At 70.3% G+C, this 15959-nt stretch carries 14 protein-coding genes; 6 read left to right on the top strand and 8 right to left on the bottom strand.

Translation table 11 applies throughout. From position 1 onward, the window contains the following. Positions 1-186: 186 nt before the first annotated feature. The 4 genes from ACTWQC_RS19575 to ACTWQC_RS19560 all read left to right on the top strand — a co-directional run bounded on the left by ACTWQC_RS19575 (position 187) and on the right by ACTWQC_RS19560 (position 5641). A complete protein-coding gene (locus ACTWQC_RS19575; RefSeq protein WP_443317018.1) occupies positions 187-1512 on the top strand; it encodes a hypothetical protein in 1326 nt (441 codons plus the stop codon). A 589-nt stretch (positions 1513-2101) separates the two neighbouring features. Beyond that, entirely contained in the window at positions 2102-2947 is an 846-nt protein-coding gene (locus ACTWQC_RS19570) for an RICIN domain-containing protein (RefSeq protein ID WP_443317017.1), read from the top strand. A gap of 339 nt (positions 2948-3286) precedes the next feature. After that, positions 3287-4483, top strand: a complete 1197-nt coding sequence (locus tag ACTWQC_RS19565; RefSeq protein WP_443317016.1) for a DUF418 domain-containing protein — start codon at positions 3287-3289, stop codon at positions 4481-4483. A 174-nt stretch (positions 4484-4657) separates the two neighbouring features. Beyond that, on the top strand, positions 4658-5641 hold the full coding sequence (locus ACTWQC_RS19560; protein WP_443317015.1) for a hypothetical protein: 984 nt from the start codon (positions 4658-4660) through the stop codon (positions 5639-5641). A gap of 75 nt (positions 5642-5716) precedes the next feature. Here ACTWQC_RS19560 and ACTWQC_RS19555 read toward each other — a convergent pair whose 3' ends face one another. The 8 genes from ACTWQC_RS19555 to ACTWQC_RS19520 all read right to left on the bottom strand — a co-directional run bounded on the left by ACTWQC_RS19555 (position 5717) and on the right by ACTWQC_RS19520 (position 13837). Then, on the bottom strand, positions 5717-7573 hold the full coding sequence (locus ACTWQC_RS19555) for a type IV secretory system conjugative DNA transfer family protein (RefSeq protein ID WP_443317014.1): 1857 nt from the start codon (positions 7571-7573) through the stop codon (positions 5717-5719). Beyond that, positions 7570-9039, bottom strand: a complete 1470-nt coding sequence (locus tag ACTWQC_RS19550) for an ATP/GTP-binding protein (protein ID WP_443317128.1) — start codon at positions 9037-9039, stop codon at positions 7570-7572. Before ACTWQC_RS19550 ends, ACTWQC_RS19555 begins: the two co-directional genes overlap by 4 nt. 65 nt (positions 9040-9104) lie before the next feature. Beyond that, complete coding sequence (locus ACTWQC_RS19545; RefSeq protein ID WP_443317127.1) at positions 9105-10598, bottom strand: SCO6880 family protein; 1494 nt, start codon at positions 10596-10598, stop codon at positions 9105-9107. A 48-nt stretch (positions 10599-10646) separates the two neighbouring features. Next, positions 10647-11885 carry a hypothetical protein gene (locus tag ACTWQC_RS19540; protein ID WP_443317013.1) on the bottom strand — a complete coding sequence of 413 codons (1239 nt, stop codon included), beginning with the start codon at positions 11883-11885 and terminating at the stop codon, positions 10647-10649. A gap of 1 nt (position 11886) precedes the next feature. Continuing rightward, positions 11887-12645, bottom strand: a complete 759-nt coding sequence (locus tag ACTWQC_RS19535; protein ID WP_443317012.1) for a hypothetical protein — start codon at positions 12643-12645, stop codon at positions 11887-11889. 21 nt (positions 12646-12666) lie between these two features. Continuing rightward, positions 12667-12945 (bottom strand): hypothetical protein, encoded by a 279-nt coding sequence (locus tag ACTWQC_RS19530; RefSeq protein WP_443317011.1) that lies wholly within the window; start codon positions 12943-12945, stop codon positions 12667-12669. A 49-nt stretch (positions 12946-12994) separates the two neighbouring features. Then, a complete protein-coding gene (locus tag ACTWQC_RS19525; protein ID WP_443317010.1) occupies positions 12995-13255 on the bottom strand; it encodes a hypothetical protein in 261 nt (86 codons plus the stop codon). Positions 13256-13273: 18 nt separating this feature from the next. Next, entirely contained in the window at positions 13274-13837 is a 564-nt protein-coding gene (locus ACTWQC_RS19520; protein WP_443317009.1) for a DUF6668 family protein, read from the bottom strand. Positions 13838-14022: 185 nt separating this feature from the next. Here ACTWQC_RS19520 and ACTWQC_RS19515 point away from each other — a divergent pair, with 185 nt between their 5' ends. Continuing rightward, complete coding sequence (locus ACTWQC_RS19515; protein ID WP_443317008.1) at positions 14023-14769, top strand: lytic transglycosylase domain-containing protein; 747 nt, start codon at positions 14023-14025, stop codon at positions 14767-14769. A gap of 57 nt (positions 14770-14826) precedes the next feature. Continuing rightward, positions 14827-15840 carry a hypothetical protein gene (locus ACTWQC_RS19510; protein ID WP_443317007.1) on the top strand — a complete coding sequence of 338 codons (1014 nt, stop codon included), beginning with the start codon at positions 14827-14829 and terminating at the stop codon, positions 15838-15840. Positions 15841-15959 lie beyond the last annotated feature (119 nt).

Here is a 15959-nt window from a genome sequence, read left to right as displayed (position 1 = left end):
ACCGTCGCCGACAGTCATCACCCCGTCTCGCGCGTTCGATGCCGAACTGCTGGAAGACGCCTGGTGAGACTCTGGGGCCGAACGCCTTCGCGGCTCGTCGATGAGACGCCCGGCAGCGATGATGTGACGGCGGCGGGCCTTTACTCCCAGCCGCGAGTAAGGCTCGTCACCGACACGGTGGGGAGTGTGCTCCTCGTCCGTACCTCTCGCGAGGACCCGCCCGGCCCCGGCGACCTGGCCGAGCTGGCGGGAGTGCTGGCGCGCAGCGATACCGAGACGGTGACGGTCGTCGCCAGTGTGAGCCGGAACGCGGTTTCCTCGCTCTGGGCGCGGCTGGGGGAATTGGTCCCTTCGGCGCGCGCCGCTGGTGCGAGGTCCGTGCGGCTGGTCGTGTCCGGAGCCGGAAGCGGCAGTCCGGACTCGCCGGCCGCGGCGTACGAGCTGGCCGACGCCTGGGAAACGGACGTCCTCGCTCCGGACGGGAACGTGGTGATCGTTCCCGGCGGAACGCTTTTCGTCCCGGGATCCGGAGACCAGTCCCGCGGCTGGCGGCGTTTCACGCCACGGGGAGAGTCGGTGTTCCTGGGGCCGCGCATGCCCGAGCCGTCCTGGCAGAGTGCCCTGGGCGTACTGCCCGCCCGTACCCGTAGCAGATGTGTCGTGGAGCAGATACCGGCGGGGGTGCTGATCCGGCCTCTGCAGGCGCCGTCGGGCGGCCCCGACGACCTCGGGGACGCCCTGCATGTCGACCACCTCCGGCCGACCGTGCTGGTGGGCGTCCCCGGCGCGCCCACCGTCCCCGCCATTGCCGTCGCCGAGGTCCTTTCCGCCCTGCCCGCGGAACTGCGCCACAGAGTCCGCCTCGCTCCGGGGGCGGGCGTGGATCTGTTGCCGCTGGGGCAGCAGGTCGCGGACCTGCTGGGCATCGAGGTGGAGGTGCTGACCGGGCTCCCGGTGGTCGTCGAGGACGAGTCGCCGCACGGGGGGGCACCAGAAGTGCGGGTGGTACTCGTCGGCGACGATGGCCAGTTGACCTGGCAGCCGTTCGTACAGGCGGTGGCCTGCTCGCCCGCTTCGGCGACGGGGGAGCGGAGCGGTCCGCGCCTGCTGGCCTGGTACCCGCCGATGCCCGGCTGGGACGGTACGGGTAACGGGGCCGTCCAACTCACCGACTCCTGGCAGGTGTTCGTGACGCGGGCCGGGCTGAGCGTCGAGACCGCGGGACATGAACGGCCATCGCCGGACGGACGCGCGGTGGACGTCGAGCGGATGACCATCGAAGTCGGCACGCCGGGCGGGCCCCTGGACGTCACGGTGCTTCCGGCCCTGGCCCGGCTCTTCGACGGGTTGGGGGCGGAACTGCTCGGCGGTGCGGTGATGTGCGTGCGGGGTTTGTGCGGCCAGGACGTGGTGTCGGAAATGCGTACGCTCGCGGACCGCTACGGCGTGTTCCTGCCGGCGCCGGGTGCGCCGGGTGCCAACGCGCCGCCCGCGCCCCGAGGCGAGGTGTGAACCCCCACGCCGTCAGAGCCGTTGCGGTGGCGAAGCCGGGTCCGTGCCATGGGCCCGGGGAGCAGGAGAGGCCGCCGCGGCCGTGGTGCGGCGATGCCCCGGGCCAGAAAGGCAGGAACCGATGTCCGACGAGCGCTCGTCACCCGATGACCCGCCGCGTACCGAGCCGGCGTCCGGCGGGCCCCAGGTAGCGCCTGCCGCGCGCCGGGTCCGGTTCCGCCGGCCCGTGTCACTGCCCGCGGCGACGGCGAACGCCGGTGCCGCGCTCGCCGAGGATGTGGGGACAGCACAGCCGCAGGCCCCGGCCCCGGTGAGGCGTGAAGCGGGCGTCCCACCGCGGGGAGGGGCGCGCCCGTCCGGAGAACGGCCTGGCGACGGCGGGGCCACTCGCCCCCCGTCCGCGACGTCCGCGCCCGCCTCCACGTCCGCGCCCGCCTCCACAGGCGCGCCCGCCTCCATTTCCGCGCCCGCCTCCACGTCCGCGCCCCCCACCACAGGCGCATCCACCTCTGCCGCCGCCTCCACTTTCGCCTCCGCCGCCACTTCCACCCGGGCCAATCCGCTCCCACTCCCCGGACCACCGGCCAGGTTGGGCGGGAAGAGCGGCTCCTCTCAGTCCGACGAGGAGTACTCCTCGACCGCGTTCTTCAAGAAGCCGTTGTTCGTCGCGGCGGCCGTCGCCGGGGTGGTGCTGATCGCGATTCCGATCACGGTGGCCGCCTCGGGTGGCGATGGCGGTGAGCAGAATGCCGCCGCCTCGAAGAGCAAGTCGCCGCAGACGCAGCTCCCGGACCGCCCTCACACCCCCACGCATCCCAGCGTCCTGCCGTCCGCATCGACCTCGCGCAAGCCGTCGTCCTCGCCCTCGCCGTCAGCCTCGGCTTCAGCACCCAAGGAGAAGCCGGAGCCGACGAAGACGAAGGGCAGCGACGAGAAGCCCGGAGGCGGCGGGACGGTCGGCGTCCCGGATGGAAAGGTGCTGATCGAGAACAGGAAGACCGGTATGTGCGTGGACCTTCCCGGCGAGGGCAAGGGCAAGCCGGACGGCCCGGTCGTGCAGAACACCTGCCAGCGGTCGGGCACCGGCAACCAGCAGTGGACGGTGGACCTCAGCCAGAAAGGCGCCGGTCTACGCGGTGCCGACCTGTACCTGATCCGCAACGTCATGGACGGCCTCTGCCTGGACCTGGCCGGCTACGAGGCCCGTCCGGCGACCTCGCCGGTGACCGAGTACCACTGCGACGGTACGGATAACGACAATCAGCTGTGGTGGTTCGACGAGCGGTCCAACGGGACGTACTGGATTCGCAACCACAAGAGCAGCAACCTGTGCCTTGACGTGCGAAGTGACAGGAAGCCTTCCGCCGGAGCCCCGCTCACGATCTTCCCCTGCAACGACGCCGACGACCACCAATGGAGCATGGGGAGCGGCTGAGTCCGCCCTGAGCCGGCTCCGCGCGGGTGCCGGTGGTCCGGCGTCGGGGCCGGTGCAGGGCTCTTGCATCCGGCGAAGGGGCCCATCGGGTCGCGTAGGGCACCCATGGAGCGGTGGCAGTGACCTCCCTGCCGTAGACCGGCAGAAGCACATGATGCGTCCACAAGGTCAGCTGCCGAAGCGCCTGCATGTATGCGGGGCCGTCCAAGGGTGGGACTGAACCTTCTCGCCCTGTGCCCCGTTGCGGTACGGGTGGCGATCAGCTCGTGCCCCCGGGGTTTCTCCCGGGGGACCGTTCACCGCCCCATACGTGTCGCGACTCGGACTTGTGAGCGTCCTTTGACAGCAACGGAAAGTGTCGCCCCCGCGCTCGATACGACCGGGGTCCCGCGGCGTGTCCGCGAGCTCGACGTCCTGAGAGGCTTCGCGCTGCTCGGCATCCTGCTGGCCAACGTGCAGGTCATGGCCGACCCCTACGCCGGTTCCGGAGGCGACCCGTTCGCCTCGCCGGTGGACCGGGCGGCCGCATGGATGGTCACCGCCCTGGTCGCCATGAAGTTCTACCCGCTCTTCTCCTTCCTCTTCGGCTACAGCCTCACCCTGCAGATGAGCGCGGCAGAGCGGGAGCGAGCCGCCTTCGCGCGGCGCCATCTCCGCCGCCTCACCGGTCTCTTCCTCCTCGGCCTTGCTCACGCGGTGCTGCTGTTCGTGGGCGACATCCTGATGGCCTACGCCGTGCTGGGACTCGTGCTGTTCGGCGTCCGCAATGTCGCGCCCCGTACCGCGGTACGGGCGGCGCTCTGCCTCCTCGCCGTGCTGAGCGCCGCGTTCATCGGCGTGGGTCTGCTACAGCTTGCCGACGAACCGACGCCGACGCGGGAGCTCGTGACCGAGGCCGCGCAGCACGTGGCGGCGTACCGGGGCGATCCGTTTGCGGTGATACACGCCAATCTGGAGCAGTTGCCCGAGATGGTCGTAGGCACGCTCATCATGGGAGCCGACCTGATGGCGGCATTCCTGATCGGCCTCGCTGCGGGCAAGCGCCAGGTGCTCGCCGGGTCGGACCGGTACCGCGGCTCGATGGTGCGGATCGCGAAGTACGGCCTGGCGGTCGGCCTGCCCGGAAGCGTGTTCATGGCGGTCTGCCTCAACGGGCCCATGGATGACCGGTGGTCCTACATCGGCACGGCCGCCGGGATGCTCACCGGCCCGGCACTGACCTCCGCTTACGCCTGCGGTCTTGTGCTCTTCCTGAACACGGCGCGAGGCCGGTGGGTCGGGGCCGCGCTCGCCCCCGCCGGGAGGATGGCGCTCACCAGCTACCTCACCCAGTCGCTGGTGATGGCGTTCGCCTTCACCGGCTATGGCCTCGCGCTGTACGACCGCGTCGGCACGGTGGCGCTGCTGGCCGGTTGCGTCGTCTTCTACGCGATCCAACTCGCCCTCAGCGCCTGGCTGATGCGCCGTTTCCGGTATGGGCCCGTCGAATGGCTGCTGCGCGCCATCACGCTGGCCCGCATTCCGTCGCCTCCATGAACGGATCGCGCCCAGACCGCACCACCGAACCTTCATGACCCGGCTTCCGCCGCCGCCCTTGTAACAGACGTCTGACGGAGCAACCAGGAGGAGGAAAACATGCCACCACCATCATCCGGAGGTCAGTTCGACTGGGTCCGGGACAACCACGAACTCGTCTCCACCGTCCGGGATTTGATCACCCGGGACCTGAAAGCGGCGGGCCTGCGGCGGGACGAGAGAAAGTCGCTGGAGAAATACGTCCGGGACCAGACTGCGCCGTACCTGGCGGGCCCCAACCGTCTGCAGCGCAGGCAGCCAGAGTCCGATGGGACACAGCCCGGCCGCCGGTCGGGCACCGGAGCGAGTGACATCGCCCGGCTGATCCGTCGGCTGATGAATCGGACAGGGGACACGCAGCCGTCCGGAGACGCCCCCATCTCCGACGTGGTGGCCGAAGCCGTGAACGGGAAGGGAACGCGGCGCCAGACGGAGAGGGAGCAGGTGATCACCGTCGCGGCCGCACACCTGGTCAACGACATCCTCAACAGCAACAAAGCTCTCCAGAAAGCGCTGGCCGATGACCGAAATGAAAGCCAGGCCCTCCTCCGCGTCGGCGGCTTGATGCCCCCGCTCACCAGCTCTCGCTTGAACGGTTCCGGCGTCGGTGCTGCGTTGGACGGGCCTTCTCCTCACGAGCCGCTTCCGTACGGAGAACTCGTCGAGAGAGGGGTGCGTTCGGAGCCCGGCGTAGATGCCGGTGCCGGGGTGAACACCGGGCCGGATATGCCGCAGTCCGGCAACGGCGCGTTCGAGATTTTCCGGTCGGACTACTCCGAGCAGGCTCCGTCGGTCCCGCGCAGCGCCCCGGATGCCCCGCAGAGTAGCGTCCAGGGAGTGGGTGGTCCCGGTCCTCATGTGCCGCCGTTCCACAACGACGAGGCGCCCCCCGTACCGCCGAAGATTCCCCACGGCTCCAGCGCGGCCGTACACAACTCGGATCCGGCCCGGCGTCCACCGTCAACGGCCGAGGCGGCCTCTTGGAGAAGCTCGGCAACCGTCCCCGAAGGAAACGGGCCATCGGCGGTGAGCAAGGCGGTCCAGGTCCGCTATTCCGGGCCTTACAAGCCGCAGGTAGTGCAGGTGGTCAAGTCCAAAGGTTCCGCCCCGGGAAGGTGACAGCAGATCCCGGTGTGCGTGCGAGCACGAGGAGAGGAGCCCGAGGATTCGGGCCCCTCTCCCTCGCGCCGTCGATCAGCGGTGGGACCTGGCGTTCTGCTCCACCCAGTCCACCGCTTCGGTGTAAACCCCGCCCCCCGTCGGGCCACTGGGGCCACCGGTCCGCTCCGTCGATGCCCACTCCCATGCCTTCGCCGCCCGCTCCGTGATCGCCGCCACCTCGGCCTTGGCCGCCGCGGAGATCGGGCCCGCGTTCGGCTCCTTGTACCAGGGCCGGAGCTTGATGAGGGCAGGCCGTACACCCGTGGCGAGCAGCAGGGCGGTGCCCTTGGGGAGAGCACGGATCTTGTCCGGCGGCAGCACCTGGTCCTGGCGATAGGAGATGGACCGGGACGTCCCGTCCTTGCTCTTGGAGGTGCTCGGTGTCTTGACGTCGTGCTGGCCGACCAGCTTGGAGATCTTCTCCACGAAGTCCGCGTCGTCGAGGCCCGCGCCCAGCAGTTTGATCGTCGCCGCGCTCCACAGCGCGTCCATACCCGCCTCGCCCCACACTCGGCTGCCCTGACGGTAGCTCTGCAGCAGAGTGACGACGTTGATGCCCCGGGAGCCGAAGTGGCTGTAAAGGTCGGGCAGATCGGAGATGCGGCAGACGTTGGCCGCCTCGTCGAGGACCGCCGTCATCGGCGGGTCGAGCCGGCCTCCCATGCGCTCGGCCGCGACCACCCCCGCGCGCATCGTCGCGTCCGCGATACCGGCGATGACGCCCGCCGCCGAGCCGCCGCCGTCCTTGGACAGCAGGTACAGCGTGTCCCGTCCGAGCACGTGCTCGTGCGGCTTGAACTGCGGCAGGTGGGGATCGCGGGTCACCCAGGCGACGATCTGCGGATCCAGCAGGCAGGCCACGCACTGCCGCGCGGTCTCGTAGATGCCGTCGCGGGTCTCGACGGCGCCGCGCACCGTTCCCTGCAACTGCTCGGCCAGCGCTGTCATACCGGCGTCGCGCAGCAGGTCGATCGGCGTACGGTCCGCGGGGTCGGCGAGCCAGGCCAGGAGGTCGACGACCGACGCCTTTCCGCGTGCGGCGGCGTGGAACAGGGCCGTCAGGGTGTTCTGCGCGGCCGAGATCCAGAAGTCCTTCTGGGACGAGTCGTCGTTGACCGACGCCACGAAGTGCCCGGCGAGCCTGCGGGCGCCCTCGATCGTGACGCACTCGGCGAGCATGTCCCACCACATCGCGCGGGGCGTGTGCGCGATGCCCTGCGGGTCGAACGTCCAAACCGTGCCGGCCTTTTCGCGCTCGGCCCGGGTCACCGCGTAGACGTCCGACTTGTTGGAAGTCAGCAGGACCGCGCCGCGCGCCCGCAAGACCCGGGGGATCGCGATGCCCGTGGACTTGCCCGCACGGGGGGCCATCAGGTCGAGTTCCACGTCCTCGTACGAGGAGCGCAGCTCGGGCCCGCCCGGTTCGAGGTCGCCGAGGAGGTTGCCGGTCTCGTCGGGGTCCAGATGGTCCATGCCCTTGAGCGAGGGCCGCAGTTCGCGGGCCCGTGCCGCGATGCCCTTGGGGGCGAGGGCGGCCATCTCGCGCCGTCCGGCGAGCCCCTTGGGCCGGGAGAGGTGTTTCCGCACCCTTCGCAGGAGCACGACGGCCAGTGCGGCGAACGCGCCGAACACCCCCGCGATGCCGGCGAACACGGCGGCGGGCGACGCCCCCGGCCACAGTGTGCCCGGACCCTTCGTGCCCAGGGAACCGAACGTGCTCAAGGTGAACGGCGGCGGGTGCCAGCCCGCGCCGGACAGCGCGGCGCCGAGCGTTCCGCCGAACCAGACACCGCCGAACACCACCATGGCCACCGCCGCCACGGCCACGATCGCCCACGGCGCCAGGTCACTTCCGTACATCCGTGCCGTGGCTCCACCCGGCGCGCTCATGCGGACCACCTGCTCTCCGGCTCCGGCTCGGGCACCTGCTCGTTCGGGGTCCAGCGGGTGTTGGTGTTGTGCAGGTCGCGCTCGGTGTCGGTGATGGCGACCTTGATCGGGATACCGGGCCGGCCGCCGACCTTGATGAGGAAGCGGCCCCGGCCGGGCGGTTCCTCGTGCTCTCCGCCCGCTCCCCAGCCCGGTGGCGAGGACCAGGAGGAGACGAGTTCGATCTCCCGCTGGGACAGGCCCACGACGCGGCCCAGTTCCTCCATCTCGGCCCGCGGCAGCCCCGCGCAGACGACCATGCCCGCGCGTTCGACGAAACCCCGCGCCTTGGCCCGGTCCGCGTCGGTGCCCAGGGCCTCCGCGTCCTTCAGGGTGTGCGTGATCTTGGCGTCGCCGAGGCCGAGCGAGCGGTTGAGGCGGGTGAGCGCGTCGATCCGGTCGACGATGCCCGAGGCCGAGCGCAGCGGTCGCCACAACTCGTCCAGCACGGTGAAGAACCAGCGCCGGGGCGTCAGCCCGGCGTCGGCCAGGGCGTGCGACGCCGCGACCGTGCCGAGGCCGTCGGACCACGCCGCCAGCATCGCCGCGGCGGTCAGTTGGGTGTCCGCCTCCCCGATCCGGGAGATGTCGATGCACACCGCGGGTGCGCCGGGATCGATCCGGGTCGAGGTCTCCGAGGCGAACGTGCCGCCGAGCGGCCCGTCGAGGATGCCCAGCAGCGAGCGGTGCAGGGGATCGACGGCATCCCGGTAGCGGGTGTCCTCCCCCCGGTCCAGGGTCACGGCGCGGACCCGGTCGGGACCTTCGCTCAGGACGGCCAGCAGGTCGGGCAGCAGGGGTGCCCGGCCCGGCGCGGTGCGCTCGCGCAGGTGGTGGAGCGCCGCGGACAGCACGGACTGCTCGTGGTCGTCCATGGGGCGGCCGCGGACGATGGTGATCAGCGCGGCCACCATGTTGAGCACCCGGCCGTGCGTCTCGGCCATCAGCACCTGGCCCGCCTCCCCGCCGATCCGGGCGGCGGCCGCGCCCATCGCGCCGGGGTCGAGCACGTTGATGCCGCCGACACCGCGCCCGACGGGGATCACCTGGCCGCCCAGCGCGCGCACCGTGTCCGCGTAGTCCGGCTTGAGGTCGCCGAGGACCAGCGGAACGACTCCGGTGGCGGACAGGCCGATGAGCATCCGGTTGACCAGGGTGGACTTGCCCAGGCCCGGCATGCCGAGCATGAACAGCGACGGGTTGGAGATGTACCGGGCACGGGTGAACCACGAGAGCGGGTCGCCGCACACGGTGGCCCCGGTGAAGATGTGCTGTCCCAGCGGCACGCCGGTCATCGGCGCGCCGGAGCCGGCCGCGAACGGCCACAGCCCGCATGCCTGCACGGTCGTCGCCCGCCACATGGTGGGCGGGTCCATGCTGCCGACCTGCCCGCCACCGGGCCCCGGATACCCTCGTATCGGCGCCATCCGCTCCCTGGGCTGCGCCTTGGGCTTGGACTTGGACGTGGACTTGGCGCTCTTCTTGCCCGGGCTCACAGCGCCTCCTGCAGCTCGTGCGGGACCAGCATGTACTCCCACGGGAGGACCCCGACGGGGAGCGAGCACGTGAAGGCCGCCGCCTGCATACGGTCGGCCGGGCGCAGCGACATCCGCGCCGCGGCCTGGAGGTTGCGCACGGTCACGGTGGCGTCCGCCAGTTCGTCGACGGAGTCGACCGTGACCGTGAGCATCAGGGAGAACTCCACCAGGCCGGCCCCGGCCGCCTCCTCCGCCGCGGTCTGCTCGGCCGCGGCCATCTCCGAGGCGGCGCGTGCCTGCACCATGCCGCGCCCGGAGGTGGCCATGAACTGGGCGCTCCGGCGGTCGGCTTCGACGATGCGTGCCGAGGTCCCCGGGTCGATGGGCCGGTAGAGCAGGGCGACCCGCTTGCGGCGGGTGCCGGGTGAGGCCTCCAGCATGCCGCGCAGCACGTTGGACCGTACCGTGCCGCGCGGCGCGAGGGTCAGCAGCCAGGTCCGGGAGATGCCCGAGTCGTGCTGGTAGGCGTTGACCGTCTCGACGGCCGCCGCGGGCCCTGCGTCCTCCCACTCGAGGCCGGTGCCGCCGTGCTGGGCCTGCGCGTCGAGGACCTCCGCGGCGACCGCCGGGTCGTAGGCCACCCGTACGATCTCGGCGATGCGCTCCGCCGACAGCGGAGCGGCGGATCCGCCTCCTGCCCCGACCAGTCCCGTGAGCAGGCCGGGAATGCGGATCGCCAGGTCGGCCAGCAGCTCGTCCCGCTTGCGCTTCTGGCCCCCCGGGGAGCCGTAGGTGAGCGCGATGTACGTGTGCATCTCGGAAGACGCGGACGGATAGCGCTCCACCACCTCCTCCATCACGGCGCGTGCGGCGGGTGGAGCGTCGGGCTGGATGCGCGGCAGGACCTCATGGGCCAGCCGGGTCCCGGTATCGGGGGCGGTCTCGATGCTGACGCTGGCGCCGCGCAGCCCGGGCTCGTGCGACAGGCGGGACAGCCACTCGCCCCACGAGGCCACCCAGATGTCCAGTTGGTCGGGGTCGACCAGCGATCCGCCGTCGGGTTCGCAGCCCAGCACGATGGTGTACAGGTTGCGGCCCTTGTGGTGCAGCACGCCGAACGGCCGGTCGTACGGGTCCCTGCCCTCGATCATGGTCACCCGGCTGAGCAGGCCCGGTGGGCGGAACCTCCCGTCGGCCCGCCGTGACAGCGGCCCGGAGACGTAGGTGTGCGAGCCCTTTGCTTTGCGGCGGAACCATCCGATGCGCAGCGCGAGCAACTGGTACACGTTGCGCCCGTCCTGGGTCCGCACCGCCAGCGGGGTCACGAACAGGACCACGGGGACGAGCACGACCGCGGCGGCGATCAGCGAGACCAGCGACGCCAGCAGAGTGAGGATGAGCCCGCCGAACACGCCGAACGTACCGACCAGACCGAGTGGTCCGAGGCCCGCGCGTCTGGGCCGGCGCCAGTTCCCGTACGTGGGGTGGCTCACGGCTTCGGAAGACATGGTGGTCATCGCCTTTCTTCTACGGATCGTGTGGGTCGGTCGACTGGCCTACTGGTTGTGGCCCGCGTTGCCATCGGCGCCGTCGACTGCACCCGAGGCGGTCTTCCCGACCGCCTTTGCGACCTCGGCTGCCGCAGCCAGCGCGGCACCGGCCGGTCCTGCCGCGGCCGCGGCTCCTGACGCTCCGGCTCCGCCTGCCGCTCCGGCCCGGCCGCCGCCGGCGGCGGCTCCGGGACCCCGGGCCGGCTGGGCGCCGGTAGGCGGCGCGTCCCGGCCTCCTCCGCCCTCGGATCCCTGACCGCCGCTGCCGCCGGCCGCCCCTGAGGCGCCCTTGGGACCGGCGGATCCGCCGCGTCCGGAGGCGCCGCCGGAGCCGCCGCCCGAGAGGGCGGAGCCACCGACCGACTTCGCCCCGGATGCGACCGCACCGCCGAGGGCCGCCATGCCCTGCTGATGGGCCTGGTCGCCGCCGAGCGCCGCGGTGGCGGGCACCACGAGCTTCAGCAGCGCGGGAAGCGCGACGGCCGACAGGACCATCACGCCTATGCCGGCGATCCGTTCGTGGATTTCGGTGTGTCCGTGTTTCCCACTGTTCTCGATCATCGCCGAGCCGGCGTACAGGATCAGGCCGACGGCGGGCTTGTAGAGCAGCCAGGCGATCATCCAGCCGATGTGCTTGCGCCACCATCCGGCGCCCCAGTCCGTCATGGAGGCGGCGGCGGCGAGCGGCAGCGTGCCCAGCAGAAGGATCATGACCCCGAGCCGGATGTAGAGCAGGATCGTGTGGATGATGGCGGAGAGCAGCAGCAGGAAGGCGAGGACCATGAGCAGGAACGGCGTCAACGTGTCGCTGTCGGCGTCCTTGCAGCCGATCTCCTGCACCTGTGTCAGCACACCCTTCGCGAAGAGGTGATCGGCGTAACCGTCGGCCAATTTGGCGGCGGCTACGACGACCGTCGTCGCGGCACCGGAGACCGCAATGACGCGCAGCAGTCCCTTCACTGCGGTCACCCCTGCATCACCACGGCGGTCCATCGCCATCCGGATGGACGCGAAGATGAGCGAGCCGACGGCGAGGTAGACAACGATCCACTGGGTCTGGTCGTTGACCTTCTGCTCCGTTCCGCTCGTCCCCAGTGTGGGGATTTTGGTGATCAAGGCCCCGAGTACGCCCATCGCGGCGGCGAGGACGGCCTTGGCGATGGCGTCCACGATGGTGCCGATGGGATCGCCCAGGAACGAGAAGAAACCCACCAAAAAGGCCTTGAGTGGATTGCCTTCGCACATATCACACTCTCCACATGATGAAGCCGCCGGTCGCTGTCACGGAGGTCACGGATGAATACAGGGACCCGTCAGATCCGGGCTCGACCTTCCAGTCGCCGTCGGTCCACCGCATCGACACCGTCGTCTGCATGAATCCGCCCTGCGGACCTTTGATCAGGAGCCGCACCTCGGCGGAATCCGGGGAATACGACGCGACGGAGAATCCGGCGAAGGATCCCGAGGTGCCGGATTCCGCAGACGAGTCCGGCAGGGTGGCCCGCCGGGTCGCGAAAATATCGCGGGGCATCCCCGGGACGACCTGCTGCTCCGTGATCGTGCGCCAGTCGTCCCCGCTCATCTGCACGGGGATGGTGTGCGCCGCGATGACCGCCCCCAGGGGGGTACGGGCGAAGCACCACCGCACCGGGCCGTCCTTCCGCAACGGCCCGGCCGACTGCGACGCCGGCACCTTCGCGGCACCGAGCGTCTCCCACCGTACGTCCCCTGGCGTGGATGTCGGCTCCGCGTCGTCGCTGTCGTCGGTGCGGCAGCCGTGAGGCCGGCCGCCCGGCTGCTTCCCGGCGCCTTCCTGGCCGGCCGAGGTGAACGGTCCGGTCTTGGCCTGAGCGTCCGTCTGGCCGGAAGCATCGTTGTCACCGACCAGGAAGGCCAGGAGCGACGCGACCACGACAATCGCGAGGAACGCGGCCGAGAGCACCCAGCCGCGCTGCTGCCAGAACGGCGGGGCTCCTGGGTCGTGCTCCTGCTCGCGTAGGAACATGCTTTTCATCCCCGAACCGGCTTACGTGAAGACGAACTTGACCAGCGGCCCGGCGGTAGCGACGAGAACACAGCCGCCCAGCACCATGCCGAGGCGGCTCATGTGCTCCGAGCTCTCACCGCGCTTCAGGGATATGGCCATCATCGTGCCGGTGATCAGAACGCCCGCGACACCGGCCGCTGTACCTGCCCACGCCGCGATTCCGAGGACGACATCCACCTTGGTCTTGAGCTCCGGCGGAGCCTTTTTCTGCGGGTCGGGAACCTGTGCCAGGAACTGGTAGAGACTGGCCTTGTTCATGAGTGTTCTCCTGCTGTCGATGCTGCTGCTAAGTGAAGGTGAGAGGTCTTCAGATACCGAGTGGGCCGAGAAACCTGACAATCGGGCCCGCTGTCGCGGCGAGGACACAAGCGCCCAGGATGATGACCAGGCCCCTGAAGTACGTAGCGCCCTCGCCCATTTCCCCACGGCGGAGTTGGATCGCCATCTGGGTACCGACGATGATCACGCCGCCGACACCTGCGGCCGAGACGCACCAGGCGAGAATGCCGAGAAGATATTCCGCTGGGTCGCCCTCGACGCTGCCCGGGTCAAAAGCTTGATGGAGCATTCGCTGTCCACTTCACGGTCATCGTGCTTTGTTGAGGTACTCGGACACCCCGAGCAGTTCGGCAAGTGCCAGCACCTGCTTCGGCGGTTTCTCCATCCGCTTTCCGAGCCGCAGGGACGGGATCCACGGGATCCTGTGGATCTCGACCACGGAGCGGAGCACACGGACCCGCTGGCCGAGTTTGAGCGGCAGGCGCCCCGGGGCGTCGGCGACGAGCACCACTCCCAGGAGCTCCACCCCCGGCGGGTGCTGCCGCCTGCGAAAGGAATCCAGGGCCCGGCCCACTGCCCGTAGGCCCTCGGAGTGCGTACGCCCCACCAGGAGCGTCCGACCGGGTTCGCCGAGAGCCGGGTCGGGCCAGCGGCGTCCGAGGTCCGCCCCGCCGAGCATGGTGGTGAGTGTGCTCGCTCCGGCGCCGCCGTGTGCGTTGACCCAACTGACCGCGAGCCCACGGTGCTCGACCTGCGCAGAAGGTCCTCCGGACCGGGCGGTCATCGCGCCCTGCCTCCCGGCGGGCTGTCCCGTGGTCGGCCCGCGAACCCATGACTGCGGGCCCGCGGGCGCCGCTGCGGGAACGCTCATGCGGCTCCACCCCCCTTTCGTGATCTTTGCTGCCGACGGACCGGATTGAACTGATTCGTAACGCTTCCCGTCTCGGTCTGCGGGCTCGATGCGATCCGTCAGAGGGCCACAACGGGGGCTCGGCCCAAAAGGGTTCAACGTCCGAAGTCCCGCTTCAGGCGGGGAGATCAGGGAGTGATGTGCTCATGAGCGAGGGCGAAGGAGAGACGTCCAAGGCAGTCAGGAACACCGCTGTGACGGCGGGGGCTCTCGGATGCATGGCGTCCCCCCTCATCTTGGGCGGTGGCGTGGTCATCGTGATCATCATCGGGGGATTCGGCGTCCTGCTCGCCCCGGTCATCGCCCTGATCCTCCTGTTCGGAGGCGGCGGAGGCTCGGACGCGGCCAACCAGGATTACGGAGAGCAGGCCCAAGCGGCGTACGAAGGCGACGGCAAGGGCGAGTTGAGTCCGGACACCGTGCCCGAGGACCTGCTCGAGCCCATCGAGGACGCCGGGAGCGCCTGCGACGCGATCGGCCCGGTGGTGATCGCCTCGCAGATCATGCACGAGTCCGGTTTCAACAAGGACTTGGTCGGCCCGGACGGCGAGGAAGGCATCTCGCAGCTCCCGCCCGAGAAGTTCGATGAATTCGGGGATGACGGTGACCCGTTCAAACCCGAGGATTCGATCGAGGCCCAAGGGGAGTACCTGTGCCAGCTGGCCGAGGATGTCCAAGGAATGATCGACGCGGGTGAGGCCAAGGGAGATGTGCTGGATCTGACGCTCGCCGCCTACGAAGTGGGGCTGGAGGCGGTACGCGCAGGCCATGGCATCGAGGGCAACACCGAGGCCCAGGGCTACGTCTCCGGCGTCAGGGCGCAGTTCGCCCGGTACGAGGCGATCGGCGGCACGCTGGATCCCACCGTCGGGCCCACCCCCACGTCAACGTAGATCCGCTGACCCCGTAACCGCCGCAGAACCGCAGACCCGATGAGGAGGGGCAACCCCATGCTGAGGAGACCTGTACGTCCCGGCCAGGAGCGGTACGCCGCCGACGCCGCACCGGAGCCGCCGTCCCCCTTCGAGGTGGGAGTCACCCGCTTCGACGTGGTCATCTCCCGTGACGGCTCGGCCACCGTCAACGGCGTGAGCGTCCCGGTGATGGAGGAGGAGACGGTCAACGTCGCGATACTCAACCTGTTGCAGGGATACGCGAGAGGCCGGGAGAACCCCGTCGAAGCGGTGATCCTCGACGAAGCGGCGGGCTACACGGTACGCATCGAGGTCGCGCCCGACGGCTCCAGCCGGCTCCTGGAGCAGGGCGCCGAGCCCGCTCCCGGCTCCGTTCCCGACTCCGCTCCTCACTCCGTTCCCGGCTCCGTTCCCGACTTCGCTCCTCACTCCGTTCCCGACTCCGTTCCCGACTCCGCTCCTCACTCCGTTCCCGGCTCCGCTCCCGACTTCGCTCCTGAGCCCGCTCCCGACTCCGCGGACGTGCCCCCGCCAGGCGGTGGGGACGGCCGGGGCCGCGAGGACGCGCTCCCCGCCGTACTGATCCCGCGTGAACTGGCAGAGTCCGTGGCGCGGGTCAACGCCGCCGTGGCCGCCGGAGAGCTGGAGCGTGCCGAGGAACTGGTCTCGCATCTGACCGAGAGCATCGTGCGCTGGCACGGGGCAGAGCACCCGTACACCCTGGAGTGCCACGAACTGGCGGCCTACATAGCCTTCCTGCGCGGCCACCACCGGCGGTCCGCGGCCATCTCCCTCGAACTCGCCGGGCTCCGCCACCGGCAGGGCGACCCCCTCGCCAGGGAGGACGTCATACGAGCCGCGTCCGCCTGGCGGCTGCTCCGCGACACCCCTGCCGCGATCGCACACGGCCGGGAGCTGGTCACCCTGCGGACCCGGCTCGCGGCCCAGGGGTGGCTGAGCGCCGCGGACGTGAAACTCCTGGACCGTGTGGAGCGCCGCCTGAATCGCCTCACCACCGCAGACACGGCGCTGAAGGCCGCAGCCCCGTGAGGTACGCCGGCCGCCTTGCCGGCCGTATATCCGGATCCCAATCATCCGTCAACGGGACGTGCAACACCGCTCGACAGACTCCCCAGATGTCGGGCCGCTCACGTCTTGTTCGGCCCAGG

It is taken from the genome of Streptomyces sp. 8N616 (assembly GCF_052246385.1).
Lineage (GTDB): Bacteria > Actinomycetota > Actinomycetes > Streptomycetales > Streptomycetaceae > Streptomyces.
This window is presented reverse-complemented; position numbering and strand designations above follow the sequence as displayed.

Coding starts and splice junctions, on each gene's coding strand:
- ACTWQC_RS19525 (WP_443317010.1), bottom strand. CDS start 13,255: ATGCTCCATCAAGCTTTTGACCCGGGCAGCGTCGAGGGCGACCCAGCG.
- ACTWQC_RS19515 (WP_443317008.1), top strand. CDS start 14,023: ATGAGCGAGGGCGAAGGAGAGACGTCCAAGGCAGTCAGGAACACCGCT.
- ACTWQC_RS19540 (WP_443317013.1), bottom strand. CDS start 11,885: ATGTGCGAAGGCAATCCACTCAAGGCCTTTTTGGTGGGTTTCTTCTCG.
- ACTWQC_RS19550 (WP_443317128.1), bottom strand. CDS start 9,039: ATGGCGCCGATACGAGGGTATCCGGGGCCCGGTGGCGGGCAGGTCGGC.
- ACTWQC_RS19555 (WP_443317014.1), bottom strand. CDS start 7,573: ATGAGCGCGCCGGGTGGAGCCACGGCACGGATGTACGGAAGTGACCTG.
- ACTWQC_RS19510 (WP_443317007.1), top strand. CDS start 14,827: ATGCTGAGGAGACCTGTACGTCCCGGCCAGGAGCGGTACGCCGCCGAC.
- ACTWQC_RS19545 (WP_443317127.1), bottom strand. CDS start 10,598: ATGTCTTCCGAAGCCGTGAGCCACCCCACGTACGGGAACTGGCGCCGG.
- ACTWQC_RS19535 (WP_443317012.1), bottom strand. CDS start 12,645: ATGTTCCTACGCGAGCAGGAGCACGACCCAGGAGCCCCGCCGTTCTGG.
- ACTWQC_RS19520 (WP_443317009.1), bottom strand. CDS start 13,837: ATGAGCGTTCCCGCAGCGGCGCCCGCGGGCCCGCAGTCATGGGTTCGC.
- ACTWQC_RS19530 (WP_443317011.1), bottom strand. CDS start 12,945: ATGAACAAGGCCAGTCTCTACCAGTTCCTGGCACAGGTTCCCGACCCG.